The sequence below is a fragment of the Pseudomonas sp. NY5710 genome (assembly GCF_013305665.1).
GTDB classification, from domain to species: domain Bacteria; phylum Pseudomonadota; class Gammaproteobacteria; order Pseudomonadales; family Pseudomonadaceae; genus Aquipseudomonas; species Aquipseudomonas juntendi.
In genome coordinates, this window is the sequence record NZ_CP045554.1 from 2,910,034 (window position 1) to 2,933,847 (window position 23,814).

At 62.1% G+C, this 23,814-nt stretch carries 32 protein-coding genes; 14 read left to right on the top strand and 18 right to left on the bottom strand.

Features of this window, described 5'->3' with window-relative positions; translation table 11 throughout:
- Positions 1-109: 109 nt before the first annotated feature.
- Positions 110-1,708, bottom strand: a complete 1,599-nt coding sequence (locus GEV39_RS13115; protein ID WP_173889543.1) for a histidine kinase famiy protein — start codon at positions 1,706-1,708, stop codon at positions 110-112.
- 212 nt (positions 1,709-1,920) lie between these two features.
- On the opposite strand from GEV39_RS13115, the gene GEV39_RS13120 reads away from it, so the two are divergent.
- Complete coding sequence (locus tag GEV39_RS13120; RefSeq protein WP_173889545.1) at positions 1,921-3,144, top strand: zinc-dependent alcohol dehydrogenase; 1,224 nt, start codon at positions 1,921-1,923, stop codon at positions 3,142-3,144.
- Between the two features lie 27 nt (positions 3,145-3,171).
- Here GEV39_RS13120 and GEV39_RS13125 read toward each other — a convergent pair whose 3' ends face one another.
- From GEV39_RS13125 to GEV39_RS13140, 4 genes are all read right to left on the bottom strand, one after another.
- Positions 3,172-3,696 carry a hypothetical protein gene (locus GEV39_RS13125; RefSeq protein WP_173889547.1) on the bottom strand — a complete coding sequence of 175 codons (525 nt, stop codon included), beginning with the start codon at positions 3,694-3,696 and terminating at the stop codon, positions 3,172-3,174.
- A gap of 50 nt (positions 3,697-3,746) precedes the next feature.
- A complete protein-coding gene (locus tag GEV39_RS13130; protein ID WP_173889548.1) occupies positions 3,747-3,905 on the bottom strand; it encodes a hypothetical protein in 159 nt (52 codons plus the stop codon).
- A 5-nt stretch (positions 3,906-3,910) separates the two neighbouring features.
- The gene (locus GEV39_RS13135) at positions 3,911-4,144 is read right to left on the bottom strand and encodes a PLDc N-terminal domain-containing protein (RefSeq protein ID WP_173889550.1); all 234 of its coding nucleotides are present in this window, start codon (positions 4,142-4,144) and stop codon (positions 3,911-3,913) included.
- 126 nt (positions 4,145-4,270) lie between these two features.
- Complete coding sequence (locus GEV39_RS13140) at positions 4,271-4,567, bottom strand: DUF6555 family protein (protein WP_173889552.1); 297 nt, start codon at positions 4,565-4,567, stop codon at positions 4,271-4,273.
- A 188-nt stretch (positions 4,568-4,755) separates the two neighbouring features.
- Here GEV39_RS13140 and GEV39_RS13145 point away from each other — a divergent pair, with 188 nt between their 5' ends.
- Positions 4,756-5,220 (top strand): PA2171 family ribosome-binding persister protein, encoded by a 465-nt coding sequence (locus GEV39_RS13145; protein ID WP_009685522.1) that lies wholly within the window; start codon positions 4,756-4,758, stop codon positions 5,218-5,220.
- A gap of 41 nt (positions 5,221-5,261) precedes the next feature.
- Here GEV39_RS13145 and GEV39_RS13150 read toward each other — a convergent pair whose 3' ends face one another.
- Positions 5,262-6,371 carry a Gfo/Idh/MocA family protein gene (locus GEV39_RS13150; protein ID WP_173889554.1) on the bottom strand — a complete coding sequence of 370 codons (1,110 nt, stop codon included), beginning with the start codon at positions 6,369-6,371 and terminating at the stop codon, positions 5,262-5,264.
- Positions 6,372-6,539: 168 nt separating this feature from the next.
- On the opposite strand from GEV39_RS13150, the gene GEV39_RS13155 reads away from it, so the two are divergent.
- Positions 6,540-6,785 (top strand): hypothetical protein, encoded by a 246-nt coding sequence (locus tag GEV39_RS13155; RefSeq protein WP_173889556.1) that lies wholly within the window; start codon positions 6,540-6,542, stop codon positions 6,783-6,785.
- A gap of 95 nt (positions 6,786-6,880) precedes the next feature.
- Here GEV39_RS13155 and GEV39_RS13160 read toward each other — a convergent pair whose 3' ends face one another.
- Entirely contained in the window at positions 6,881-7,108 is a 228-nt protein-coding gene (locus tag GEV39_RS13160) for a hypothetical protein (RefSeq protein WP_173889557.1), read from the bottom strand.
- 194 nt (positions 7,109-7,302) lie between these two features.
- Here GEV39_RS13160 and GEV39_RS13165 point away from each other — a divergent pair, with 194 nt between their 5' ends.
- The 3 genes from GEV39_RS13165 (at position 7,303) to GEV39_RS13175 (ending at position 9,774) form a co-directional block, all read left to right on the top strand.
- Positions 7,303-7,446 carry a hypothetical protein gene (locus GEV39_RS13165; protein ID WP_173889559.1) on the top strand — a complete coding sequence of 48 codons (144 nt, stop codon included), beginning with the start codon at positions 7,303-7,305 and terminating at the stop codon, positions 7,444-7,446.
- A gap of 91 nt (positions 7,447-7,537) precedes the next feature.
- A complete protein-coding gene (locus tag GEV39_RS13170; RefSeq protein WP_173889561.1) occupies positions 7,538-7,870 on the top strand; it encodes a hypothetical protein in 333 nt (110 codons plus the stop codon).
- Positions 7,871-7,986: 116 nt separating this feature from the next.
- On the top strand, positions 7,987-9,774 hold the full coding sequence (locus GEV39_RS13175) for a thiamine pyrophosphate-requiring protein (RefSeq protein ID WP_173889563.1): 1,788 nt from the start codon (positions 7,987-7,989) through the stop codon (positions 9,772-9,774).
- A gap of 77 nt (positions 9,775-9,851) precedes the next feature.
- On the opposite strand, the gene xth is transcribed toward GEV39_RS13175, so the two are convergent.
- The 3 genes from xth to GEV39_RS13190 form a co-directional block, all read right to left on the bottom strand.
- Positions 9,852-10,646, bottom strand: a complete 795-nt coding sequence (gene xth, locus GEV39_RS13180) for an exodeoxyribonuclease III (RefSeq protein ID WP_173889565.1) — start codon at positions 10,644-10,646, stop codon at positions 9,852-9,854.
- A complete protein-coding gene (locus tag GEV39_RS13185) occupies positions 10,643-10,885 on the bottom strand; it encodes a hypothetical protein (protein ID WP_173889567.1) in 243 nt (80 codons plus the stop codon). The genes xth and GEV39_RS13185 overlap by 4 nt, the downstream gene beginning before the upstream one ends.
- Before the next feature lie 174 nt (positions 10,886-11,059).
- Positions 11,060-11,332 carry a PepSY domain-containing protein gene (locus tag GEV39_RS13190; protein WP_173889568.1) on the bottom strand — a complete coding sequence of 91 codons (273 nt, stop codon included), beginning with the start codon at positions 11,330-11,332 and terminating at the stop codon, positions 11,060-11,062.
- Between the two features lie 178 nt (positions 11,333-11,510).
- On the opposite strand from GEV39_RS13190, the gene GEV39_RS13195 reads away from it, so the two are divergent.
- Positions 11,511-12,050 carry a type 1 glutamine amidotransferase domain-containing protein gene (locus tag GEV39_RS13195; RefSeq protein WP_173889570.1) on the top strand — a complete coding sequence of 180 codons (540 nt, stop codon included), beginning with the start codon at positions 11,511-11,513 and terminating at the stop codon, positions 12,048-12,050.
- A 73-nt stretch (positions 12,051-12,123) separates the two neighbouring features.
- On the opposite strand, the gene GEV39_RS13200 is transcribed toward GEV39_RS13195, so the two are convergent.
- The gene (locus GEV39_RS13200; protein WP_173889572.1) at positions 12,124-13,011 is read right to left on the bottom strand and encodes a MerR family transcriptional regulator; all 888 of its coding nucleotides are present in this window, start codon (positions 13,009-13,011) and stop codon (positions 12,124-12,126) included.
- Positions 13,012-13,163: 152 nt separating this feature from the next.
- Between GEV39_RS13200 and GEV39_RS13205 the strand changes: the two genes are divergently transcribed.
- The 7 genes from GEV39_RS13205 (at position 13,164) to GEV39_RS13235 (ending at position 18,665) form a co-directional block, all read left to right on the top strand.
- Entirely contained in the window at positions 13,164-13,610 is a 447-nt protein-coding gene (locus tag GEV39_RS13205; protein ID WP_173889574.1) for a PAS domain-containing protein, read from the top strand.
- A 101-nt stretch (positions 13,611-13,711) separates the two neighbouring features.
- A complete protein-coding gene (locus GEV39_RS13210; protein WP_173889576.1) occupies positions 13,712-14,134 on the top strand; it encodes a nuclear transport factor 2 family protein in 423 nt (140 codons plus the stop codon).
- Positions 14,131-14,883 (top strand): SDR family NAD(P)-dependent oxidoreductase, encoded by a 753-nt coding sequence (locus tag GEV39_RS13215; RefSeq protein ID WP_173889578.1) that lies wholly within the window; start codon positions 14,131-14,133, stop codon positions 14,881-14,883. Before GEV39_RS13210 ends, GEV39_RS13215 begins: the two co-directional genes overlap by 4 nt.
- A gap of 3 nt (positions 14,884-14,886) precedes the next feature.
- Positions 14,887-16,134, top strand: a complete 1,248-nt coding sequence (locus tag GEV39_RS13220) for an NAD(P)/FAD-dependent oxidoreductase (protein WP_173889580.1) — start codon at positions 14,887-14,889, stop codon at positions 16,132-16,134.
- Positions 16,131-16,940, top strand: coding sequence for a DUF1365 domain-containing protein (locus GEV39_RS13225; RefSeq protein ID WP_173889582.1), 810 nt, complete (start codon positions 16,131-16,133; stop codon positions 16,938-16,940). Before GEV39_RS13220 ends, GEV39_RS13225 begins: the two co-directional genes overlap by 4 nt.
- Positions 16,915-18,177 (top strand): SAM-dependent methyltransferase, encoded by a 1,263-nt coding sequence (locus GEV39_RS13230; RefSeq protein WP_173889584.1) that lies wholly within the window; start codon positions 16,915-16,917, stop codon positions 18,175-18,177. The genes GEV39_RS13225 and GEV39_RS13230 overlap by 26 nt, the downstream gene beginning before the upstream one ends.
- Positions 18,177-18,665, top strand: coding sequence for a DUF2878 domain-containing protein (locus GEV39_RS13235; protein ID WP_173891707.1), 489 nt, complete (start codon positions 18,177-18,179; stop codon positions 18,663-18,665). Before GEV39_RS13230 ends, GEV39_RS13235 begins: the two co-directional genes overlap by 1 nt.
- On the opposite strand, the gene GEV39_RS13240 is transcribed toward GEV39_RS13235, so the two are convergent.
- The 7 genes from GEV39_RS13240 to GEV39_RS13270 form a co-directional block, all read right to left on the bottom strand.
- Positions 18,606-18,785 carry a DUF2256 domain-containing protein gene (locus tag GEV39_RS13240; RefSeq protein ID WP_173889586.1) on the bottom strand — a complete coding sequence of 60 codons (180 nt, stop codon included), beginning with the start codon at positions 18,783-18,785 and terminating at the stop codon, positions 18,606-18,608. The two genes, GEV39_RS13235 and GEV39_RS13240, sit on opposite strands and share 60 nt — an antisense overlap.
- Positions 18,782-20,308 (bottom strand): cryptochrome/photolyase family protein, encoded by a 1,527-nt coding sequence (locus GEV39_RS13245; protein WP_173889588.1) that lies wholly within the window; start codon positions 20,306-20,308, stop codon positions 18,782-18,784. The genes GEV39_RS13240 and GEV39_RS13245 overlap by 4 nt, the downstream gene beginning before the upstream one ends.
- 8 nt (positions 20,309-20,316) lie before the next feature.
- On the bottom strand, positions 20,317-20,622 hold the full coding sequence (locus tag GEV39_RS13250) for a DUF6482 family protein (RefSeq protein ID WP_173889589.1): 306 nt from the start codon (positions 20,620-20,622) through the stop codon (positions 20,317-20,319).
- Positions 20,619-21,161: a DUF3833 domain-containing protein gene (locus tag GEV39_RS13255; RefSeq protein WP_173889591.1), complete on the bottom strand. Its 543-nt coding sequence runs from the start codon at positions 21,159-21,161 to the stop codon at positions 20,619-20,621. Before GEV39_RS13255 ends, GEV39_RS13250 begins: the two co-directional genes overlap by 4 nt.
- Position 21,162: 1 nt before the next feature.
- Positions 21,163-21,705 carry a chalcone isomerase family protein gene (locus GEV39_RS13260; RefSeq protein ID WP_173889592.1) on the bottom strand — a complete coding sequence of 181 codons (543 nt, stop codon included), beginning with the start codon at positions 21,703-21,705 and terminating at the stop codon, positions 21,163-21,165.
- A gap of 83 nt (positions 21,706-21,788) precedes the next feature.
- Positions 21,789-23,153, bottom strand: coding sequence for a sensor histidine kinase (locus GEV39_RS13265; RefSeq protein ID WP_173889593.1), 1,365 nt, complete (start codon positions 23,151-23,153; stop codon positions 21,789-21,791).
- Complete coding sequence (locus tag GEV39_RS13270) at positions 23,150-23,812, bottom strand: response regulator (protein ID WP_173889595.1); 663 nt, start codon at positions 23,810-23,812, stop codon at positions 23,150-23,152. Before GEV39_RS13270 ends, GEV39_RS13265 begins: the two co-directional genes overlap by 4 nt.
- Positions 23,813-23,814: the final 2 nt, after the last annotated feature.

Sequence of the window (23,814 nt, forward strand, 5' to 3'; positions counted from 1 at the left end):
CAGGCTGTACATGAAGGTGTACAGAGACTATTACGCTAACGCAATGGGTTGGACCGCAAGCAGCTGCAAACAATTCAATTACTGGTAGGGTGCAGCCGTTGGCGGCGGCTCAAGTAACGCCGGTTGGCCCATCCAGCACCTGCCGGACCCGGCGGGCGAGGTCATGGGGCTGGCAAGGCTTGGATATCACCTCGAACTCCGAGCCGCCGATGTCGGTGCGCTCGATCGAATTTTCGGCATAGCCAGTCGTGAGCAATACCTTGATCTGCGGTTGCAACCGGCGCACCTCCCGGGCAAGCATGACGCCGTTCATGCCGCCTGGCATGATCAGGTCGGTGAACAGCAGGTCGTAGCGCTCGCCGGCCTGTATGAGCTTCAACGCTTCCCGCGCATTGAGCACCATGTCGGCAGCGTAGCCGTAATCCTCGAGCACCATTTTTGCCAGCTCTGCCACATCCGGCCGGTCTTCGACGATCAGAATACGTTCTGAGCCGCCACTGCGTTCGACGGTCTTCACGGCGGGCTGCTGGACGATCTTGGCATCGTCGACCGGGAAGTAGAGGCGCAGGGTCGTGCCTTCCCCCTCCTCGGTGTAGATGCGTGCAGCCCCACCTGATTGCCTGGCGAAGCCGTAAACCATCGACAGGCCCAGCCCCGAGCCCTTGCCCTCTTCCTTGGTGGTGAAGAACGGGTCCATGACCCGGTCACGGATGCTGGCCGGCATGCCAATGCCATTGTCGGTCACGGACAGGCTGACATAGTTGCCGGGCAAAAGGCCGTCGAAGGAATGATTGATGTCGGTGACCAGCACATTGCGGGTTTCAATGAACACGTGCGGGCGCTTGCGCCCTATCAGCGCGTCGCGCGCGTTCATGAAGATATTGAGTAGTGCCACCTCGGCCTGCGTGGGGTCGATGCGACAATTGCGCAGGTTGGCCTCGAAATCGAACTCCACCAGCACATCGGCGCCGAAGGTCCGTTCCATCATGGGCCGCAGGTCTTCGACCAGGTGGTTGAGGTTGAGCACGCGCCCATGCAGTTTCTGCTTGCGGGCAAAGGCCAGCAATTGCTTGGTCAGCGTGCTGGCGCGCTCCACCGCCGTCTGCGCGTGCCCCACACTGCGCCGGATGCGATTCAGGTCGACCTGGGTCTTGTCGGCTTCGTTGGCAATCAGACCCAAGTACCCACCCATCACCTGCAACAGGTTATTGAAATCATGGGCGATACCGCCTGTGAGTTGGCCCAGCGCCTCCATTTTCTGGGCCTGGCGCAAGGCGTCCTCGGCATCGCGACGGCGGCTGACGTCCAGCTGCGAGGCAAAGTGATAGATCAGGTCGCCGCGCTCGTTGAAGATCGGCGAGATGAACAGCGCGTTCCAGAAGCTGGAGCCATCCTTGCGGTAATTGAGAATTTCCGTGGCGATATCCACACGCCGCTCGATGCTATCTCGCAAGGTTGCCACCACCTCGGTATCGGTTTCCGGGCCTTGCAGGAACCGGCAATTGCGCCCGTGGATCTCTGCCAGCTCATAGCCGGTCATGTCGAGGAACGCCCGGTTGGCGAAAATGATGGGGTTATCGTCACGGTTGGGGTCGGTGACGATCATGGGCATCCGCGTAGTTTCCACGGCCGCGAAGAACATGTCGTGGGGCAGCTCGGAAATATCCCCTGAAGCCTGGTTACTGACGCGGGCCTTTTTACTGCTCACGGAAAACTCCTCGATCATTACCGATGCAGGTCCAATCTGGACAACGACAGCGGGCAGATTGCTCAATGCAGACAGCAGCGTTGCCGGGCCTGCGCTACCGGCGCATGAGGCCCACCGAATTTGCCAATAAATCGCCGTTTCTGAACATTGCCGACTTGCCGAGTTCCCTGGCATGGACCATCTTGAAAGCAGCCACCGCAGGAGTCGTATCCATGAGAGCACTGACTTACCACGGGTCACAGGACGTTCGTGTCGACAATGTTCCGGATCCTGTCCTCAAGCACGAGGACGACGTCATCTTGCGAGTCACCGCCACGGCCATTTGCGGCTCTGACTTGCACCTGTACCACGGCAGGATCCCGCAGACCGAACCTGGCGACATTTTCGGCCACGAATTCATGGGTATCGTCGAAGAAACCGGGCCCGGAGTGACCCACCTGCAGGCCGGTGACCGCGTGGTGATCCCGTTCGTGATCGCGTGTGGTAGCTGCTTCTTCTGCCAGCTCGACCAATTCGCCGCCTGCGAGACCACCAACCGCGGCCACGGCGCCACCCTCAACAAAAAAGGCATACCACCCGGCGCCGCCCTTTTCGGTTACAGCCACCTGTACGGTGGCGTGCCGGGCGGCCAAGCCGAGTATGTGCGCGTGCCGAAGGCTAATGTAGGCCCGTTCAAGGTGCCGACGTCGCTGCCCGACGACAAGGTATTGTTCCTTTCCGATATCCTGCCCACCGCCTGGCAAGCGGTGACCAACGCCCAGGTGGGTCAGGGTTCGACGCTGGCGATCTACGGTGCTGGGCCGGTCGGGCTGCTGAGTGCCGCGTGCGCGCGCATGCTGGGCGCCGAAACCATCTTCATGGTCGATGCCAACAAACACCGCCTGGCGTTCGCCCGCGACGCCTATGGCGTCGTGCCGATCAACATCGAGGAAAACGACGACCCGGCCGACAGCATCATCCGCCACACCCCGGGTATGCGCGGGGTAGATGCAGTGATTGACGCAGTGGGTTTCGAAGCCAAGGGCAGTACCGCCGAAGCGGTGTTGACCGCATTGAAGATCGAAGGCAGTAACGGTAAGGCGCTGCGCCAGAGCATTGCCGCCGTACGCCGCGGGGGGATTGTCAGTGTGCCAGGGGTGTACGCCGGGTACGTTCACGGGTTCATGTTCGGCGATGCCTTCGACAAAGGCCTGACCTTCAAGATGGGCCAGACACATGTGCAGAAGTTCCTGCCCGAACTGCTCACCTACATCGAGAACGGGCGCCTGCAACCCGAACTGATCGTGACCCATCGCATGGCACTGGAAGAGGCGGCCGCGGCCTACAAGATGTTCGATCAGAAAAGTGACAACTGCCGTAAGGTCATACTGGTTCCAGGTGCTGCGCCAAGTGGCCTGGCCGCTGACGTTGGCACAGGGGGACCAGGTCATCGTTAAGCCGAGGGTTGCTAGCGTCGGCGTTGCTCAGGCCAGCTGAATGAATAATGCGTAGGCACCCAGGATTAGCCAGAACACCAGGAATATCCAGGGTGTACGCAGCGAGAACAGCAGGGACTTGCGGTGCCCGGCCTGTGATGTTTCCGTCTCACTGAACAGGGGCGACTCGTCATAGGCCAAGCCCATCAACGGCTCGCTGCGTAGCAAATGGCTTTGTTTGAGTTGCCAGTGCTCGATGATCCGATAGGCCGCGCGGATACCGGGCCAAGCATTTAGCGAGCTGAGTATGCCAAGCAGGGCCAGAAACGGCGGCACCACCAGGGTGAACATTTCGCCCCAGCTCTGGTTGAGGTTGCCCATCGATGACACGAACGCGATCACCAGAAATGACTGTGCGGCCAGGTAGGCGTCGGTGCGGTTGGCAAGAATACTGGTCTCATACTGGATTTCACCGCGATAGAAATCCAGCCGCTCCTTGGGTGAGCCGAACATACGAGCGTTGTCCGCGCTGATCTCATGCTCCGGCGTAGTGGGGGTGATTATGCGCGGCACAGGTCGGCTCCTGAAGGGGGTGAGTTATTGGTTGCAAAACAGCCCACGCCTCAGGCGCTATGCACACCCTTCTCGCGCGCTTCCTTCTGGGCGGTGGAGTCATGCGAAGTGCCCCCGGAGCCATCCGGCCGCTGGGCATCGTTGTCGCGCTCCTGTTCGCCGGTGGTTTTGGCCTGTTTGACAGTTTTGTCTTTTTCGGAAGGTCTCATGGTGCTTATCCTTTACTGTGTTCTGGTGATGAGGGGCCGGTACCGCGCTTGATGCCCCGTGGCCCCCAGATACCCCAGACGGCCAGGCCGACAATTGGCAGCGCGAGCAGTAGCAAGGCCCACATCGCCTTGGTTGCATCGGCCTTGTCGCTACGAAAGACACTGACAATTGCCCAAAGATCGACCAGCAGGATGATCACCATCACAGCGATCCAGAAATATGTCACCGGCTCATTCATCTCAGCTCTCCTGGTAAAGGGCCGGTTTGAACAACGGCCTCTTAATCAGCTGAAGCTTTAGCGCGCCACGAAGTTCAGCGGGTCTTGCTGAAGCTGGACCAACGGCAGGCGGCGTGCAGGCAGGTATCAGCTTTTGCCCGGCCCGCCGTTCGAGAACTTCTTCACATCAATGGGCTGCGCAACGAACTCAGGGCCATCGCCCGAGGCGCGCCAGCGCACGTTTCCGATGCCATAGCGCTCAGCCATGGGGCGGCTGACCTTCTTGATCGTGTGCTGGCCAAAGCGGGGGATAATCCCCACCCCTGCGTCACAGCTCGCCCAGTGCCAGGCTTCGGCGTTGTCCATACGCTCCAGGCGGATGATGAAGGTGCGGAATTCACCGTGAAGCTCATACTCGATCACATACAACTGCTGCCCTGCCATTGGACTCTCCTCCATCGATTCAGGCTAATGGAGTAAACCGACGCGAGAAAATTCAGAAATTTTTGACCACTTGGTCATTGCCCTGCTCAGCACGCCGGTTCGCTGATCAACCGCATTGAACCTTGCCGCTTGCCACTGGCTCAACACTTCGCAACCGTGAACTTTTTCCCGCCTATGAGGGGTACCCCATGAACGCAATCGAACTGTTGATCCAGGACCACCAACTGGTGAAGAAACTGCTCGAAGAACTGTCCTCGACCACCGAGCGCGCGGTCAAGAAGCGTGCAGAGCTGCTTGCCCGGATCAAGCAGGAGGTCGACATCCACACGGCCTTGGAAGAAGAGATCCTGTACCCGGCGATCAAGCAGGCCGGCGGCAAGGAAGAGGCCAAGATGTATTACGAGGCCAAAGAGGAACACCGCACTGTCGACTCGCTGGTCATTCCGGATTTGCTGCATACCGAAACCGGCACCGTGGAGTTCGCCGGCCGGGTCAAAGTGATGAAGGAGCTGCTCGAGCACCATATCGAGGAGGAGGAAAGCGAACTGTTCCCGACTGCCCGTAAGCTCTTGGGCAAGCAGGAGCTGGAGGAAATGGGGCTGGCCATGGAGGCGCAGAAGAAACTGCTCAAGGAAGAACAGCGAGCGGCATGACCTTGGCCTGCGCGCCCTCCCAGGGCGCGCAGCCACCGGCTTTATTCCGTAGGGTTTTCGGTGTTGATCATCGGCACTGCATCTGCCAGCGAAAACGCCCGACGCTGCTCACGCCGCCGGGCGAACGGGCGCGCAGGCAACGGTTCCAGGCGTTGCGGCTGGCCGCTCAGCAAGGCGCGCTCGATTGCCGCCACCACCCGCACGTCGCGCCAGCCTTCTTCACCGTCAGGTTCCGGCATTTCATTGCGCAAAATGCAATCGGAGAAGTAAGCGGTCTCCCCGGCAAACTGGTCGACAATCGGGTTGACGTGCACACGCGTTTCGCCACCGATCGTGGCACGGTAACTGATAGCGACCCCTTCCCCGTAGCCGAAGCAAGGCGAAGCTTCGATCTCGCCTTCCGTACCCAACAGCTGGAAGCGCTCCGTGTCTGGCAACGTGTAGCTGATGGTGAACTGCGCCAGCCGCTCCTCGGGAAAGCGCAGGCTGACAGTGACCGTGTCCCAGGTGTGCAGGGTGCTGCCCGGCGAGTGGACCCCCACTGCGCTGACCTCGATCGGCTCGGCATTGAACAACTGGCGGGCCATGTTCAGCGGATAAGGGCCCATATCAGGCACCGGCCCGGCAGCAAAACCGTTATGGGCTCGGTGGTTGCCGGGTTTGACACGTTGGGTGAAGGTCGAGGTAAACAACCGCGGGTCGCCGAAATGGCCTGCATGCACACGCTCGATCATGTCCAGCGTGCCAGGCTCGCAGTGCAAGCGGTAGGCGATCATCAGCTTTGCCCCCGAGCGGTGCGCCGCCTCGATCATCGCTTGGCAATCAGCCTCGCTGGTGCCCATCGGCTTCTCCAGCAGCACATGGATACCGGCCTCCAGTGCGGGGATCACAAACTCGCGATGGCGAAAATTAGGCGTGGCGACATATACCGCGTCCACCTCACCGGCGCTTAGCAGCGTCGTGTACTCCTCGTAGGCATAGGCTTTGAGCCCATAGTGGGCGGCCAGGTGAGTAGCCTTCTGCGCATCGCCGGTGACCAGTGCAGTGATTACCGAGTTGTCGGTCTGGCCGATGCCGGGCATGAACGCACCTTGGGAAATCGAACCACCGGCCACTACGCCATAGCGGATCTTGCCTGCTGCGGTGGGCATTGAACTGCTCCTTTTCATCAGGATGGTTGAGCACTTGAGTCATGGAAATGGGCAAGCCCACAGGTTGAGAGGTTCCATAAATCTGCCTGCCCCGGGCCGTCAGGTATTGTGAACCACGCCAGAAAGAATGCGGTCCCACCATCAAATGCATGTGTTTGGGTAGCTTTGATGACCGACTTGATCGACTGGCTTGAATGGCCTGCCATGATCCTGACAGTGTTGGCCGCCTGGTGTATTGGCTCACGCCGGCCCGGCAGGCGTAAGCTTGGGTTCTGTTGCTTCATTGGCAGCAATGTGCTGTGGGCGATATGGGGCTGGCAGGCACAAGCCTGGGCACTGATCATTCTGCAGGTATGCCTGTGCGGCATGAACTTGCGCGGCTGGAAGAAAAACACAGCCATGGAAGCGGGCTGAGCCCTTACGCATCTGCAGCCATAGGCTGTTTGCGTTCAGCCAGGGCTGCCGCGCAACCCTGGCTCACGGCCGTCAACCTTCAGTCGATCAACAGCTCAACTTTTGCCCACCTTTTCATCGACCTGCGCCAACTGCCGCTTGATGGCCTCGGTCTCTGCTTCCTGCTCTTTGATGGACGTAGGCGTAATCACCTTGTCTACCGTTTCGGTCTTGGGGTCGGGTTTCTCCAAAACATGGCCAGGCACCTGCTCGCCACGTTGTGCCTCGTCCGAGGAAATGGGGCGTGGAACCTTGTCGCCAGTCTTGCCATCGGTGTGTTTCATGAGTTTCTCCTCAGCTGCGTCAGGTGTATTCAGAAGAGCATGCAGGCTGGTAAAAGTTTGATTTGCATTGCCCCACTGGCGTAGCGACAGCGTCGTCAAATCGTCAGTTTCTGTACCCTTGGGCAGATTGGATGGAACGGTCGACGTGGCGACACCGCCTAACGCCTTGCTCACTCACCCAGCGGAGAACCAGCATGATCGACCCTTCTCATCCCGACCCCTATGTTGACGAGATACCCCACAACCCCGGCGAGCCGGTACCCGAACCCAAGCCACCGAAGCAGGCGCCCGATTGGCCGGAAGGCCAGGTTCCGCCTGAGGAACAGTCCGATGGTTGAACCCAGCGTTGCGCCATCCGTCGGCAGCAACGCACGGAAGGTGCGCTGACCAGGACCAAATAATGGTGATCAACCTCGATGGAGACTCACCATGAAAACTTACAAGCCCCACACGCTGTTGTTGGCGCTATGCCTTGGAGCCAGTGCGCCGCTGGCCCTGGCCGCCACGGACATGAATGACCAGCGTGCCCCTGCTACCCATACGGATGACAGCGGCCACATGAACGGCAACGGCGGCGCGACCGGGTCCGGCACACCCAGCGATGGCATGGGCACCGGCTCCGGCGGTACCGACAGCAACGACACGGATAAAACAGGCGGAGATGGCACCACCCACGGCTCGGGTAGTGGGGGGACGGGGAACGGCACCGGAACAGGCCAGGGTGGCGGATCTGGCACAGGTGGCAGCGGCGCCGGTGGTTGAGCCAGCCGGCGGTAGCGCGGTATGCGCCCACTCGGGTGGCCCGCGCGCACTCACTTGAAACTTTACCGCCTGCTGCTCAGTCCAGACCCCTATCGATCACGCCTAGGGAGAACATGATGAGCAGCACAGTAGGTGACTTTCTGGTGGAGCGTCTGTACCAATGGGGTGTGCGGCGTATCTTTGGCTACCCCGGGGTCGGTATCAACGGGGTGTTCGGTGCCTTGCGGCGAGCTGAGGGCAAGATCCAGTTCGTGCAGGCACGGCATGAGGAGATGGCCGCATTCATGGCCAGTGCACACGCCAAGTTCACCGGTGAACTGGGCGTGTGCATCGCGACTTCCGGCCCAGGCGCTTCGCACCTGCTGACGGGCTTGTATGACGCGCGCATGGATCACCAGCCGGTTCTGGCGATTGTCGGCCAGCAGGCGCGCGCCGCGCTCGGCGGGCACTATCAGCAGGAGCTGGACCTGGTGTCGATGTTCAAGGACGTTGCCGGGGCCTTCGTGCAGCAGGCGTCGACCCCAGCGCAAGTACGGCACCTGCTTGACCGCGCGGTGCGCACGGCCGTCGGCGAGCGCCGGGTCACCGCTGTCATTCTCCCCAACGACTTGCAGGACCTGCCTTATGAGGACCCACCGCGGGCCCACGGCACCGTGCACTCCGGCGTTGGCTACAGCAAGCCCAAGGTGGTGCCCTTCGCAGCCGACCTGCAACGCGCCGCCGAGGTTCTGAACGCGGGGCGCAAGGTGGCGATACTGGTGGGCGCCGGCGCGCTGCAGGCCAGCGAACAGGTGATGGCGGTGGCTGAAGCACTGGGTGCTGGCGTGGCCAAGGCGCTGCTGGGCAAGGCGGTATTGCCCGACGATTTGCCGTGGGTCACCGGGGCGATAGGCCTGCTAGGCACCGAGCCCAGTGCGCAGCTTATGAACGAGTGCGACACTTTGCTGATGATCGGCTCTGGCTTTCCCTACGCCGAGTTCATGCCCAAGGAAGGCCAGGCCCGTGGCGTGCAGATCGACCTGCAGCCGGACATGCTCAGCTTGCGCTACCCGATGGAAGTCAACCTGGTGGGAGATGCCAGCGAAACACTGCAGGCCCTGCTGCCGCTACTGGAGCACAAGGCCGACCGGCGCTGGCGGCACAAGGTCGAAGGCTGGCGCGGCAAGTGGGACAAGACCTTGGCCAAGCGGGCCATGGCCAAGGCAGACCCTATCAACCCGCAGCGGGTCGTGCACGAACTTTCCCCGCGCCTGCCCGCCCATGCCATTGTCACCAGCGATTCGGGTTCCTGCGCCAATTGGTATGCCCGCGACCTCATGGTGCGCCAAGGCATGCAGTGTTCGTTGTCAGGGGGCCTGGCGAGCATGGGCGCGGCGGTACCTTATGCCATCGCCGCCAAGTTCGCCCACCCGCAGCGTGGCGTGGTCGCGCTGGTAGGTGACGGCGCGATGCAGATGAGCAACTTGGCCGAGCTGATTACCGTTGCCAAGTACTGGCAGCAATGGGACAACCCGCAGTGGATCTGCGCCGTGTTCAACAACGAAGACCTCAACCAGGTCACCTGGGAGCAACGGGTCATGGAAGGCGACCCGAAGTTCGAGGCTTCACAGTCAATTCCTGATGTGCCTTACCACCTGTTCGCCATCTCCATCGGCCTGCAGGGTATCTACGTGGAGCGAGAGGAGGATATCGCCGACGCGTGGGAGCGGGCGCTGGCGGCTGACCGGCCAGTACTGATCGAGTTCAAGACCGACCCGAACGTTCCTCCCCTGCCCCCGCACATCAAGTTGGAGCAGGCCAAGAACTTCGCCAGCAGCCTGCTCAAGGGCGACCCTGACCAGGCTGGGGTCATCGTGCAGGCCGCCAAACAGGTGCTCAGCTCGGTGCTGCCGGGCAAGAAGTAACGCACTACGTGACTGCGCTACCGGCATGGGCCTCGCCTGTTCCGGTAGCCACCAGGCAGAGCGCTTTGCCCGTTGCCTCAGCTGCGGCGGCGGCCGCCCAATTCCACCCACACAGGGGCGTGATCGCTGGCCTTGGCCTCATTGCGCACCCAGGCATCTACTCCCGCCCCTTTCAGGTAAGGGGCGAGCTGGCGGTTGAGCAGCAGGTGGTCGATGCGCAGCCCGGCGTTGCGCGCCCAGTGATTGCGAAAGTAATCCCAGAAGGTGTACACGCGCTCGTCGGGGTACAGGTGGCGAACGGCATCCGTCCAACCTTGCGTCAGCAGTTGCTCGAAACAGGCACGGGACTCTGGCTGCAACAGGGCATCCTTGAGCCAGGAACGTGTGTCGTAGATGTCCAGGTCCGTGGGCACCACGTTGAAATCACCCGCCAGGAGCGCTGGGTGCCCATTGGCATACAGCGTTTGCGCATGCTGGATCAGGCATTCGAACCAGCGCAACTTGTAATCGAATTTCGGCCCAGGCTGCGGATTACCGTTGGGCAGGTACAAGCACCCGACCAGCACCCCATGCGCCGCGGCTTCCAAATAACGGCTCTGGGTGTCGTCCTCCATGCCTGGCAGGCCACGGCGCACTTCCAGCGGGTCGCTGCCACGCGCCAGAATGGCCACGCCGTTCCAGGCGGGCTGACCCTGGTAAACACAGCCGTAACCCGCTGCCTCGATCTCCTGGCGCGGAAACTTGTGATCCGCGGCCTTCAATTCCTGCAGGCAGGCGATGTCGGGCCGTTCGCGCTTCAACCACTCCAGCAATGCGGGCAAGCGGCTGCCGATACCATTGATGTTGAAGGTGGCGATCCGGAGTTTTTTCATGCGTCAGGGTCATTCACGTGGGCCTGAACTGCGTCTTGCAGCGCTCGCACATGAGCCTCGTCGGCCAGTGCCTTGAGCGCCAGCCAGTCGTCCCAGTCGAGGCTGCCATCGTCGCGCAGGGCCTCGGCGGTGCGCAGTAGTTCATGATGGTAGGCGTCTGGCGACTCGCTGCGGTAACTGACGTCATCGTACTGCGCGTACCACGCTTCCAGTTCGGGAATGCTGCGTTCGATACTCATGGCGCTGCCCTCGCTCAATCATTAAATATGAGAGCCCGTTCGTCATACGATGTTCATTCGGGGTGCATCGGCGGTAGAAAGTGGCCGGCCACTGCACAGCAGAACGGAGCATGAATCGGCAAAAAAACCCGTGCTTCAAGCACGGGCCGCTCAGTGAGCAACACCCGCTCTGGATCAGTTATCCAGTTCGTCCTTGACGATCTTGCCGTCGCGCGGATCGACCTTGAACTCGTAGTGCTTGCCATCCGCTTTGATGCCCTCACCTTCCCAATGGCCGTCATCGGCTTCGATCTTGGTGATTTGCGTGTAGCCAGCACCCTTCAGCGTCGCTTGCGCCTGGTCTTTGCTCACCTTCCAGTCAGCACCAGGCTGGTCCGCCCATGCCGCCGTACTGCCCAGCGCGGCCGCCAGTGCCAGGCCAGTGAACAATCGAGTCATCATCTTCATCGCCACCATCCTTTTTCATGAAAGTTAGCGGTACGACTGGCGACCGCACTGCAGCGTTCAGTTTTATTACCGGGGCATGGATGCGTTGTCATCAACCAGCACCGCTGGTGAATCGCGTTGGAACTTCATGGTGGGGCGATGGCCTCCTTCTAAGGCCTATCGAAAACGGAGAATCACGATGAACAACAAACTCAACGGCAAGCGCGTAGCATTCCTGGTGACTGACGGTTTTGAACAGGTCGAGTTGACCGGCCCGCGTGAAGCCTTGGAAAAAAGCGGCGCTGTGGTCGATGTCCTCAGTGAAAAAGAAGGCACGGTACGCGGCTGGAACCATGACAAACCGGCTGATGAGTTTACGGTGGATGCGACATTCGACAGCGCGCAGGTGGATCTGTACGACGCCATTGTGTTGCCGGGCGGGGTGCAGAACTCCGATACCATTCGCCTGATCAAGGGCGCGCAAGCGCTGGTGAAAAGCCACGCTGCGGCAAACAAGCCACTGGCAGTGATCTGCCACGGGGCCTGGCTGCTGATATCGGCGGGCCTGGTGAAGGGCAAGCGGATGACCAGCTACCAGACCTTGGAGGACGATATCCGCAATGCCGGGGGTGAGTGGGTGGATGAGAAGGTGGTGGTAGACGGCCACCTGATCAGTAGCCGCAAGCCGGACGATATCCCGGCCTTCAACGATCAGTTGATCAAAGCACTGAGCGAATGAACCGCGTCAGCCAACGCAGGCCGAGGTCGCGTTGATGCTGTGAGCTTTGCGCACCCGATCATGCAGCGGGTGCTCAAAGCTCCAACCGGCCTGCCAGCAAGGCACTCAACACCCCCGCAAGGTCATCCCCCTGTTCATCCAGCAGCCGCAGCGGTATGCCTTGCAAGACCGATTCTGAAGCGGGAAGCCCCGCACCGACCAATGCCAGCGGGCACGCGATGTCCATCTGCAAGGCGCGCAGCTGGCGGGCCAGTGTTGCGCTCACCGGGCCCTTTAGGGCAATCACCAGCGCCGCAGGCTGCACGGCGGCGCAGACCAGCGCCAGCTCTTCCAGTGGCTGATCACAGCCAAGCACATCAATGCGCTGTTGCTCACTGCTCAGCAACAGACCGGTGCACAGCAACTGCGCTTCAGCATGCCCTTCAGTGCCCGCCATTATCACGCGCGGCGCATTGGCCTGGTTCATCTGCAGGCGCATCAGTAAGCGCGCACGCAAGAAATTATCGAAGAACACCCATTGGCTGCGTTGGCCGAAGGCTCGCCCGGCGGCCAGTTGCTGCCAGACCGGCATCAGCACTTCGCGCAGCACCGTAGCCTTGGGCAACAACGTGAACAACTGGCCGTGCAGCGCATCCAGCGTTTGGGCATCGAACGCCTGGGTAGCACGCAGCAGCGCAGCCCGCCAATCGGCGAAGGCCGAATCCGACTGCACGGCGGCTTTGGGCTGGGCGGCGAGGCGCTCACCGACCTTGCTGATCGGCAGCCCGTGGTTGGTCCAGTGCAGAATGTCGCGAATACGCTGCACGTCCTCCGTCGTGTACAGCCGGTGACCACCGTCGGTGCGCTGCGGGCGGAGCAAGCCATGGCGCCGCTCCCAGGCGCGCAGGGTCACCGGGTTGATGCCCGTCAGGGTGACCACATCGCGCATGGGCAGCAGGTCAGCTTGAGTATTGTCAGTCATTGCACGGGTCGTCCGGGAAGTGCCCCATTCTAAACCGATACACACCTTCTGCGCAGTGCCGAACTGGGTCATCATGCAGCAAACTGCGCGCGAAGCCCTGCACAGGGCTACGCTGCGCTTACTGAACATGACATTTGCGTAGGTAGCGCTACATGATCACTGCAAAACTCCTGCAACTGATGGTCGAGCAATCCAACGACGGCATCGTCGTAGCCGAGCAGGAAGGCGAAGACAGCATCCTCATCTATGCCAACACAGCCTTCGAGCAGCTGACGGGCTACCAGGCCAGGGACATCCTGTACCAGGACTGCCGCTTTTTGCAGGGCGCCGACCATGACCAGGAAGCGGTAGACCGCATCCGCGAGGCGATTCGCAAGGGCGAGCCCTGCCGGGAAGTCCTGCGCAACTACCGCAAGGATGGCAGCCCGTTCTGGAACGAATTGTCCATCAGCCCAGTATTCAACTGGGCGGATCAACTGACCTACTATATCGGTATCCAACACGATGTTTCCCGGCAGGTAGAGGCCGAGGCGCGGATCAAGGCCCTGGAAGCCGAGGTTGCTGAACTGCGGCGGCAGTTGGCGCAACGCGAAAGCTGAAAATAGCTATACAAAAACTTTGACTTGTACAATTTTTGTCGTAGGCTTCGAGTATACCTGTACAACAATCTGGTGTTGTACAGGATTATCCGGAGCCGAGCATGTCCGCTTACCTGCAGCAGTTCGCTGAACGCTTTGCCCACCTTGACGTGAACAGCCTTGGTTCACTGAACACCCTGTACAGCGAAGATGTTGTCTTCCGCGACCCCCTGCATCAGATTCACGGGCTGGATGCCCTGCAGGCCTATTTCGCCCAGTTGTACGCCAATGCCCGCGATATCCGCTATGCCTTTGCCGCGGCGGACGAGGTTCTACCCGGCCAGGGATACCTGCGCTGGACCCTTGAGTTTCGTCACCCACGGCTGGCACGGGGCGCACCGATAACGGTGCAAGGCTGCAGTTTTCTACAGTGGCGCGAACGCGTCCATTTTCACCAGGATTTCTTCGACGCCGGCGCGCTGTTGTATGAGCACGTTCCACTGGTGGGCGGGGCCATTCGCTGGCTCAAAGGCAGGCTGGCATGAGCCGCTGCTGGTTGACAGGTGCTAGCAGCGGGCTTGGCGCAGCCCTTGCGCAAACGCTGCTGGAACAAGGCCACCAAGTCGCGTTGGGCGGTCGTCGCAGCCAGGCACTGCTGCCGTTGGCCGAACGTTACCCGGGGCAGGTACTGTTGGCCGAAGGCGACATTGCCGATCCTGCACAAGTGGCACAGATCGCCGCCCGCATCGAGCAAGCCTGGGGGGGGCTGGACATGGCGGTGTTCAATGCAGGCACTTGTGAATACCTGGAGCCCGGCCACTTCGACCCAGCGCTTGTCGAGCGCGTGGTGCGCACCAACCTGATGGGCGTGAGCAACTGCCTAGCCGCCGCCCTGCCCTTGCTGCGGGCAGGCAAGCGCCCGCACCTGGTGGTGGTCGGCAGTTCGGTAACCTGGCTGGCATTGCCCCGTGCCGGGGCCTACGGGGCGTCCAAGGCAGCCGTGCGGTACTTGGTGGAGTCGCAGCGGATCGATCTGGCACGCGAGGGTATCGACGTGACGTTGGTCAGCCCGGGCTTTATCGACACGCCGTTGACCCGTCGCAACGACTTCCCCATGCCGCAAATGTGGTCTGCCGAGCGCGCGGCACAACATATTGCCAAGCGCTTGCCCCGGCGCCCCCTCGAAATCAACTTCCCGGGCCTTTTCACCTGGGGCTTGCGCGTGCTCGGGGCCCTGCCCCCGCGTCTGCGCCTGGCCCTGGGCCTGCGCCTGGCCCGCCACGAACAGGACTGACCCATGCGCATCGCCATTATTGGAAGCGGCATTGCCGGCCTCACCTGTGCCTACCTGCTCTCCCGTCGCCACGCGGTCACGGTGTTCGAAGCCGCCAGCTGGGTCGGCGGCCACACCCACACCGTGGACGTGGACTGGGCAGGCGAGCGCTATGCCATCGATACTGGCTTCATCGTGTTCAACGACTGGACCTACCCGAACTTCATTCGTTTGCTGGGCCAACTGAATGTGGGCTCACAACCCACGCAGATGAGCTTCTCCGTAAACGACCCACTCAGCGGCCTGGAATACAACGGTCACAGCCTGAACACCCTGTTCGCCCAACGCAGCAATCTGCTGTCACCGGGTTTCTGGGGAATGCTGCGCGAAATCCTGCGCTTCAACCGGCAAGCCATCGCTGATCTGGATGCAGGGCGCATAGCCGATCACACCACACTGGGCAGCTATCTTCAGGCACAAGGCTACGGGCAACGTTTTGTCGATCACTACGTGGTGCCCATGGGCTCGGCGATCTGGTCGATGTCCCGGGCCGACATGCTGGCTTTTCCGTTGCAGTTCTTCGTGCGCTTTTGCCGCAACCATGGCCTGCTGTCGGTCAATCAGCGGCCGCAATGGCGGGTAGTAGAAGGTGGTTCGCGCAGCTATATCGGCCCGCTGAGCCGGCGGTTCGCCGAACAGGTGCGGCTCGACTGCAAGGTTCACCGCGTCGACCGAGATCAGGATGGGGTGACCCTGCACAGCGCTGCCGGCACCGAGCGCTTCGACAAGGTGGTGTTCGCCTGTCACAGTGACCAGGCGCTTGCCCTGCTGCAAGCACCGAGCACACAGGAGCAGGCAGTACTGGGTGCCATCGGCTACGCCGACAATGATGTGGTGCTGCACACCGACACCCGCCTGCTGCCCCGCCGGCGCAAAGCCTGGGCCAGTTGGAACTACCGCCTGGCCGGCGACGGTCAGGCACCGGCCGCGCTGACCTACAACATGAATATCCTGCAAGGCCTGCAGGCGCCGGTAACGTTCTGCGTGAGCCTGAACCAGACCGCCCTGATCGACCCCACCCAGATCATCGCCCGCTTCAGCTACGCCCATCCGCAATACAGCCTGGCGGCGCTGGCGGCACAGGCGCGGCATGCGCAGCTGCAAGGCGGTCTGCACAGCTATTTCTGCGGGGCCTACTGGGGCAATGGCTTTCACGAAGACGGCGTCAACAGCGCGCTGCAGGTGGCCAGCCACTTCGGGGAACAGCTATGAACAGCGGTCTGTGCCTGGGCTGGCTCAGCCACCGGCGCCTGAGCCCGCGGCCGCACGCATTCCGCTACCGGGTCGGCATGTTCTACCTGGACCTGGACGAGCAAGCCTGGCTGATGACCCTGTCGCGCTGGTTACGGCGCTCGCGCCTGGCGCCGCTGAGCTTCCGAGAAACCGATTACCTGCCGGCCTTTACCGGCCAAGGGCAATCGCTGGCCGGTGCCGCGCGGCGGTTGGTGGGCCGGGCCACGGGCCAGGTGCCCGAAGGGCCGGTACGTCTGCTGACCCAGCTGCGTTGCTGGGGACTGGCCTTCAACCCGGTGAGCTTCTACTTTTGCCACGACCGCGATGGGCACCTGGCGGCAATCCTGCTGGAAGTACGCAACACCCCTTGGCAAGAGCGCTTCCACTATGTGCTGCCCGTACAGGGCGGGCTGGCCCAGCCGTTCGCGGTGAACAAGGCCTTTCACGTGTCGCCGTTCATGCCGCTGGACATGGACTACCGCTTGCGCTTCCACCTCGACGAGAGCCGGGTACGCATCCACATGGAAAACTGGCAAAGCGGTCTCAAGGTCTTCGAAGCCGACCTGGCATTACGGCGCCAACCCTTGGACCGCCCCGCCTTGCACCGCTACATCCTGGCCTTCCCCTGGATGAGCCTGCGCACCCTGACGGGTATCTACTGGCAAGCCCTGCGCCTTTTCTGCAAGCGCACGCCTATTCACGACCACACCGCCAGCCAGGCTGACCTGGCCCTTGGCCAACCTTGCGAGGACTCCGATCATGTCAAATCCCACCCTGAGCGTTAGCAAGTCAGCAGGCATCGCCCCTTGGTTGGGCGCGCTGGCGCGCAACGCTGTACTGGCACAACTGGGCAAGCTGCGCCATGGCCACCTTCGTGTGCTGTGCCATGGGCAACAATGGGCCTTCGGTGATGCCGCCAGTGCCCTGCAGGCGGAGGTGGAAATTCTCGATGATGCTGCCTGGAACCTGCTGGCGAGCAATGGTTCGATCGGTGCCGGTGAGGGCTATATCCATGGTTACTGGCGCAGCCCCGACCTGGCCCTGGTCACCCGTCTGTTTGTCGCCAACCTCGAGGTGCTCGACGCCCTCGAAGGGGGCCTGGCGCGGTTGGGCCGGCCCGCCCTGCGCCTGCTGCACCGGCTCAACCGTAACAGCAGGCGCGGTGCGCGACGCAACATACTGGCCCACTATGACTTGGGCAACGCATTGTTCGAACAACTGCTGGACCCGACCATGATGTACTCGGCTGCCCAGTTCGAGCACCCCGACCAACCCCTTGAACAAGCCCAGCTTCGCAAGCTGCAACGCATCTGCGAGAAGCTTGAACTGGGCCCGGAAGACCACCTGCTGGAAATCGGCACTGGCTGGGGCAGCCTTGCCATCCATGCCGCCAGCCATCATGGTTGCCGGGTCACTACCACGACCCTGTCACAGGCCCAGTACAGCCATACCCTGCAACGGGTCAAAGACTTGGGGCTGGAGCGGCAGATCACCGTGCTGCAGGAGGACTACCGCGACCTGCGCGGCACATTCGATAAACTGGTGTCGATCGAGATGATCGAGGCTGTAGGCCACCGCTACCTACCCACGTACTTCCGTCAGTGTGGGGCGCTGCTCAAGCCCGATGGCCTGATGCTGATCCAGGCGATCACCATTCGCGATCAGCGCTATGCCCAGGCACGGCGCTCGGTGGACTTCATCCAGCGCTATATTTTCCCCGGCGGCGCCCTGCCCTCGCTCAGCGTGCTAGTCGATACGGCCAGCCGCCAGACAGCGCTGAACCTGGTTCACCTGGAGGATTTCGGTGTCGACTACGCCCTGACGCTGCGGCACTGGCACGACAACCTGAAGCAGTCGCGCGCCTCGCTCGCGGCGTTGGGTTATGACGAGACGTTCCAGCGCCTGTGGGAGTTTTATCTGTGCTACTGCCAGGGCGGTTTCGAGGAGCGTGCCATTGGCGTGGCGCAGCTGCTGTGGGCGGCGCCGAACGCGCGTCGCGCGCCGCTGCCTGTACCGGCGTGATGGTTACCCGCGGCCAGGTTGCCAATGGGCTGTGGCTGCAATTGGGCTGGTGGTTGTGCGTATGGGGTGCCAGCACACCTTGGGTGCTGATGCTGGTGCCTTTGGGGCTGGCGCTGCACCTATGGACATGCACACAACCGCGGGCAGAAGCTTGGGCGCTGTTACGCGTGACCATGGCTGGGTGCCTGCTGGACAGCCTGCTAGGCAGCCTTGGTGTATTTGATTTTCATGCCTGGCCGTTACCCTTGTGGCTGGCATCGATGTGGTTGGTGCTGGCCAGCGGTTTGCGCCATAGCCTGGCTTGGGCTGGTCGGCCGTTTTTGCGCGGCGCCGTGGTCGGCGCGGTTGCCGGCCCCCTGGCGTATCTGGGCGGCGCCAGGCTGGCCGATGTCGCGCTGCCCCTGGGGCCTTTGGCAACCACCCTGGTTCTAGTGCCGATCTGGGCCTTGGCCCTGCCCTTGCTGGTGCGCCTGGCTGCGTGGCGCTGAGCGGCGACAGCGCTCGGAACAATAATGCACCTCGTCCCAGCAACGCGCCCAGCGCTTGCGCCAGGTGAATGGCCGGCCACACACCACGCACACCTTGCTTGGCAGGTTTTGCTTCTTCACAGCGGCCTGCCTGCATCCAGTTCAGCGAGCAATTGCTCGCCACGCTGCCACACGCCATCACGGCGCGCGGCAGCCATGCGGTCGAGGTTACGGTAGACCATTGCCAGGCGCGGGTTGGCCGACAGGCGTTGACGGTGGCGCATAAGAAAATGCCAGTACAGCGCATTGAACGGGCAGGCATCGGCTTCCACCACTTTGTCTACCCGATAGCTGCAGGCCTTGCAGTGGTCGGACATCCGCTGGATGTAACGCCCACTGGCGCAATACGGTTTGGAACCCAGGTAGCCACCGTCGGCATGCATCACCATGCCAAGCGTGTTGGGCAGTTCGACCCAATCGAACGCGTCGATGTAGACCGCCAGGTACCATTCACAGATGGCGGCAGGCGCGATGCCTGCCAGCAGGGCGAAGTTGCCGGTCACCATCAGCCGCTGCACGTGGTGCGCATACCCAAGCCGCAGCGTTTGCCCTATCGCTTGCGCCATGCAGCGCATGCGGGTGTTGCCGGTCCAGTAGAACTCGGGCAAGGCACGGGTGTTGCCGAAGTGGTTCAGTGCGGCGTAGTCCGGCATGCGCAGCCAATACACGCCGCGCACATACTCACGCCAACCGATCAGTTGGCGGATGAAACCTTCGGCCGCGTTGAGCGGCACCCTGCCGTCGCGCCAGGCCTGTTGCACGTCTTCGCACAACTGCCGCACATCGAGCAAGCCTATGTTCAGGGCCGCGCTGATGCGTGAATGGAAAAGATAAGGTTCACCTTCGGCCATGGCGTCCTGATAGTCACCGAATGCGGCCAGACCGAAGTCGAGAAAATGCTGCCACAGCTCACCCGCCTGCTGCTGGGTGACGGGGTACTCGAACCCGTCTATCTCGCCATAATGGTCGCCGAAGCGCTGGCGTACCAGCGCCATGACCGCCAGGGTAATGGCATCGGGCGTGAAGCGCGCCGCGAACGGAGCGCCCAGGTTGCGAGGCAGTGGCTTGCGGTTTTCGCTGTCGAAGTTCCAAGCCCCCCCGGCAGGGCTGCCATCGGGCTCCAGCAACAGGCCGCACCGCTTGCGCATACCGCGATAGAAATGCTCCATGCGCAACTGCCGGCGACCGTCGGCCCAGCGCGCGAAGGCCTCACGCGAGCACAGGAAGCGGGTGTCGCGGTGCCACGTCAAGGGCAGCCCGGAATCGCGCAACGCGTGCTCGAGCCGCCACTCGCCACATTCGGTCAGGTCGATCTGTGCCGCGCCAAGCTGTTGTTGCCAGCGTCGCAATTCGCCAACGATGCTGCCGCTGTTTTCGCTGTCATCAATCGGCACGTAGTGCACTTGCCAGCCGCGCTCGCGCAGCGCCTGGGCAAAATGGCGCATGGCGCTGAAGATGAGCACGATCTTTTGCGGATGGTGGGGCACATAGCGCGCTTCGCCCTCCACCTCTGCCATCAGGATAGCGTCCTGAGCAGGGTCCAGTGCCCTAAGGCTTGGCAGCTCCAGCGATAATTGGTCGCCCAGGACCAGGCCCAGGCGCATGGGGCGGCCTACCACTGGCTGGCCAAGGTAATCGGCACGCGCAATGGCGCGATGGGGCCGTCACGTTGCCCGCACATTTCATCATGCACCAACTGCTGCACCAGCACGCATGGCACCTCTGCCATGTCGGCCAGCAAATCGCGCAGTTCGGTGGTGGAGCGCACCCGCACAGGCTGCCCTTGCGCATCGCTCAAGGTAACCGGGCCGGTTGCGGTAATGGCACGCAGAACGTAGAAGCCACCTTCCAGCGACAGCACTTCAAGCTCTTCGATCTCGCCCGCATCCACGTGCTGGGCCAATGCATTCAGGTTCATGGCGTAGCCTCCGGCAGACGGCGGAAGAACAGCGTGATCTGGCCGATCTCCACACCTAGTTTGCTCATGCTCGAGCGGTTGATCAGCGTGTCGTCATCCATCAGGTACATCCAGTCGTCCAGGTCCACCTCCCAGTGCTTGCCGTCCACCGGCAAGTCCAGCCGGTAGCGCCAGCGCAGCGCATTGCCCGCCACTTCGCCGCGGGCCTCGCCGATCACGTCGCCGGCCGTGCCCCGCCAGCGCCCAGGCCCATCCGGCACCAAGGTCCAAGTGCGCTGTTGGCGCGTACCGTCGCTGTACACGAAGTGCTCGTCGAGAATCAGCCGCTCACCTTCCCGGCGGCTGTCGATGCGCACATGAAACCGCTTGACCACCTCGCCGGAACGCTTCTGGAACATGCCCCAGGCCTGAACCGGTCGGGAGAAGAACGCAGCCAGGTCGAACTTGGGTTGCTCACCGGCATAATGCTCGACCCCCACGTTGCCGCAACTGCCCAACAGCAGGCAGCCAACCAGTAACAGCGCTTTGCCAACGTTCATGTCACGGCTCTCCATCGGTGCCGGCCAGCCCAAGCAAGCGCTGCCGTAATTGTGGGTCCCTGGCATTCGGGCCAAGCCAGATGGCGAAGAATGCCCGTGCGAAGACAGGGTCGGTGATTGCGCGGCTGAGTTTGCCGTCAACGTAAAACCGGCAGCCTTGGCCCGGCAGGTAAACACCCGTGATGCGCATGCCGGGGTGCACGTCGACGAATGCCTGTTGCAATAGCCCGGTCAATTGCGCGCTGCGTTGTGCCGTCATGCTGCCCCCGTCGAGCCTGCGCATTTCTGCAAGGCTGGCTTCGACCAAGGTGTCTCTGGACAGCGAGCGGTGGTATCGCAGCTCCAGCGCGAACGGCTCATCCCAGCGCTGCACGGGGCCAGCTGCCCACAGCCGCGCACTGTACAAACGCAGGCCCCACCAGCTGAAATCGCCTTCACCCAGCCGTTGTGCGGCCGGCACATCCACGCGCCAGTCCGCCACAGCCGCCGTGGCCAGGGCGGTCAGCAACAGACACAGGGATGCGAATCGGGCTGGGACTGCCATGCTGGCCTCGGCTGCCGTGACTAATATTGTACAAACATAGCAGCTTGTACAGGTTTGTCACCCAGAACGTACAGTTTTTTGCATCACTTCAAAGGCAGCCGCAGGGTTGCCGCCAAGCCCCCGCTCGGTCGGTTCTCAAGGTGAACATGACCGCCCAGGCGGTCAATGATGGTGGCGACAATGGACAGCCCCAGCCCGGCACCGTTGGGGCTGTTACGGCTGTAGAAGCGCTCGAATACGCGCGCGATGTCGGCCGGTTCGATACCTGGGCCATCGTCCTCCACGATCAGCTCGAAACGGTTTTCCAGGCGCCTGAGCAGTACGCTGATGCGCCCTCCCGGGGGCGAGTGCTCGACGGCGTTGGAAACCAGGTTCTGGAACGCGATGGTCAACGCACCGGCGTCGATGCCTAGGTGGTGATCACCCTCACCGATATCCAGCGATGGCTCCAGGCCGCGGTCGAGTATCCAGGGGGTCAGCTCGGCCATCGTGTCGGTGACCACTTCACCCAGGTCGACCTTGACCGCGGCGTGCTGGCCCAGGCGCGGTTCGACACGGGCCAGGGTCAGCAACTGGTTGACCACCCGGGTCAGCCGGTCCACACCGCCAATCAGAAAGCCCAGCGCCTTGTGCCGTTCGGCCTCGCTCGCGGCCTCGAGTGCGTTCTGGGCATGCAGGCGCAATACCGCCAGCGGCGTGCGCATTTCATGGGCGGCGTCGGCAATGAAGCGGTGCTCGCGCCGCAACATGTCTTCGATCTGCGCCAGCAGGCGGTTGATGGCCGCTTGCATGGGTTCCAGCTCCGAGGGCAATGGCGCCAGGCGCAAGGGTTCGAGTGAATCGGCGTGGCGCGCGCGAATGACCGTGGCCATGTTCTGCAAGGGGCGCAGCCCCCAGCCGATCGCTACCCATACCAGCAACACCAGGGCCAGGCTGCCGAGCAGGAAGGGGAACAAGGTATGGCGCACGATCCGGTCGATCAGGTCGTAGCGCACATCATCGCGTTCACCCACCCAGATGACCCAGTGCTTTTCGGGCACCGGTAACACGAAGCCGCGCCATTGTCGGTCACCACTGGAAAAGTCGTAGAACCCGGGTTCGGATGGCGGCAGCGACAGCTGCGGGGCACTGGGTGTATGCACCAGCAACACGCCCCCCTCACCCCATACCTGGAATGCCAGCTTGCTCTCGTAGGGGTGGCCAACCCGGTGGTGGCCGGCCTGGGCCAAGGCGTCGTTGAAAGCCTGGTACATGGCCTGGCGCGAGCCGCCCTGGACCGGCAGGCTCATGACCCCCTGTAGCAGGCGGGCATTCTGCGCCAGGTGGGCGTCGTACACTTCGTTGATTTCATGGCGACTGTCATGGTAGTTGTACAGCGTCAGCAGGCCTGTGCCCAGCAGCAACAGCAGCATGACCCGCCACAACGTCCTTCGCCGCAACGAGGTCATGCCTTGCCCTCGACCAGGTAGCCAATGCCCCGCACCGTGCGGATCAGGCCGTTGTAGAGCTTTTTGCGCAGGTGGTAGATGTGCACTTCCAGGGTATTGCTCTCAGGCTCTTCATCCCAGCCATACAGCAGCTGTGTCAGGCGTTCGCGGGTGAACACCTTGCCCGGCTGGGCCAGCAATTCATGCAGCAAGCGGTACTCCTTGGGGGTCAATATCACTTCCAGCCCTTTGTAATGCACCTGCTGGGTAGCGGGGTCGAGCATGACCCCCGCATGCTCGATCAATACCTTGGCACGCCCGGCGCTGCGCCTGAGCAAAGCCCGCAAGCGGGCCTTCAGCTCGTTGAGGTCGAACGGCTTGACCAGGTAGTCGTCAGCGCCGGCATCCAGCCCGGCGATGCGATCATCCAGAGCGTCCCGCGCGGTGAGGATCAGTACCGGCAAGCTATTGCCAGCGCCTCTCACGCGCCGCAGTACCTCGATGCCATCCAGGCGCGGCAAGCCCAGGTCCAGGATGGCCAGGTCGAATGTTTCATGCAGCAACGCGTGCATGCCATTCTGCCCGTCGCGCAACCAGTCGAGCGTATAACCCTCCTGGCGCAAGCCATCGCAGATCCCCTCCCCCAGTGCGGTATCGTCCTCAACCAGCAGTAGCCGCATGT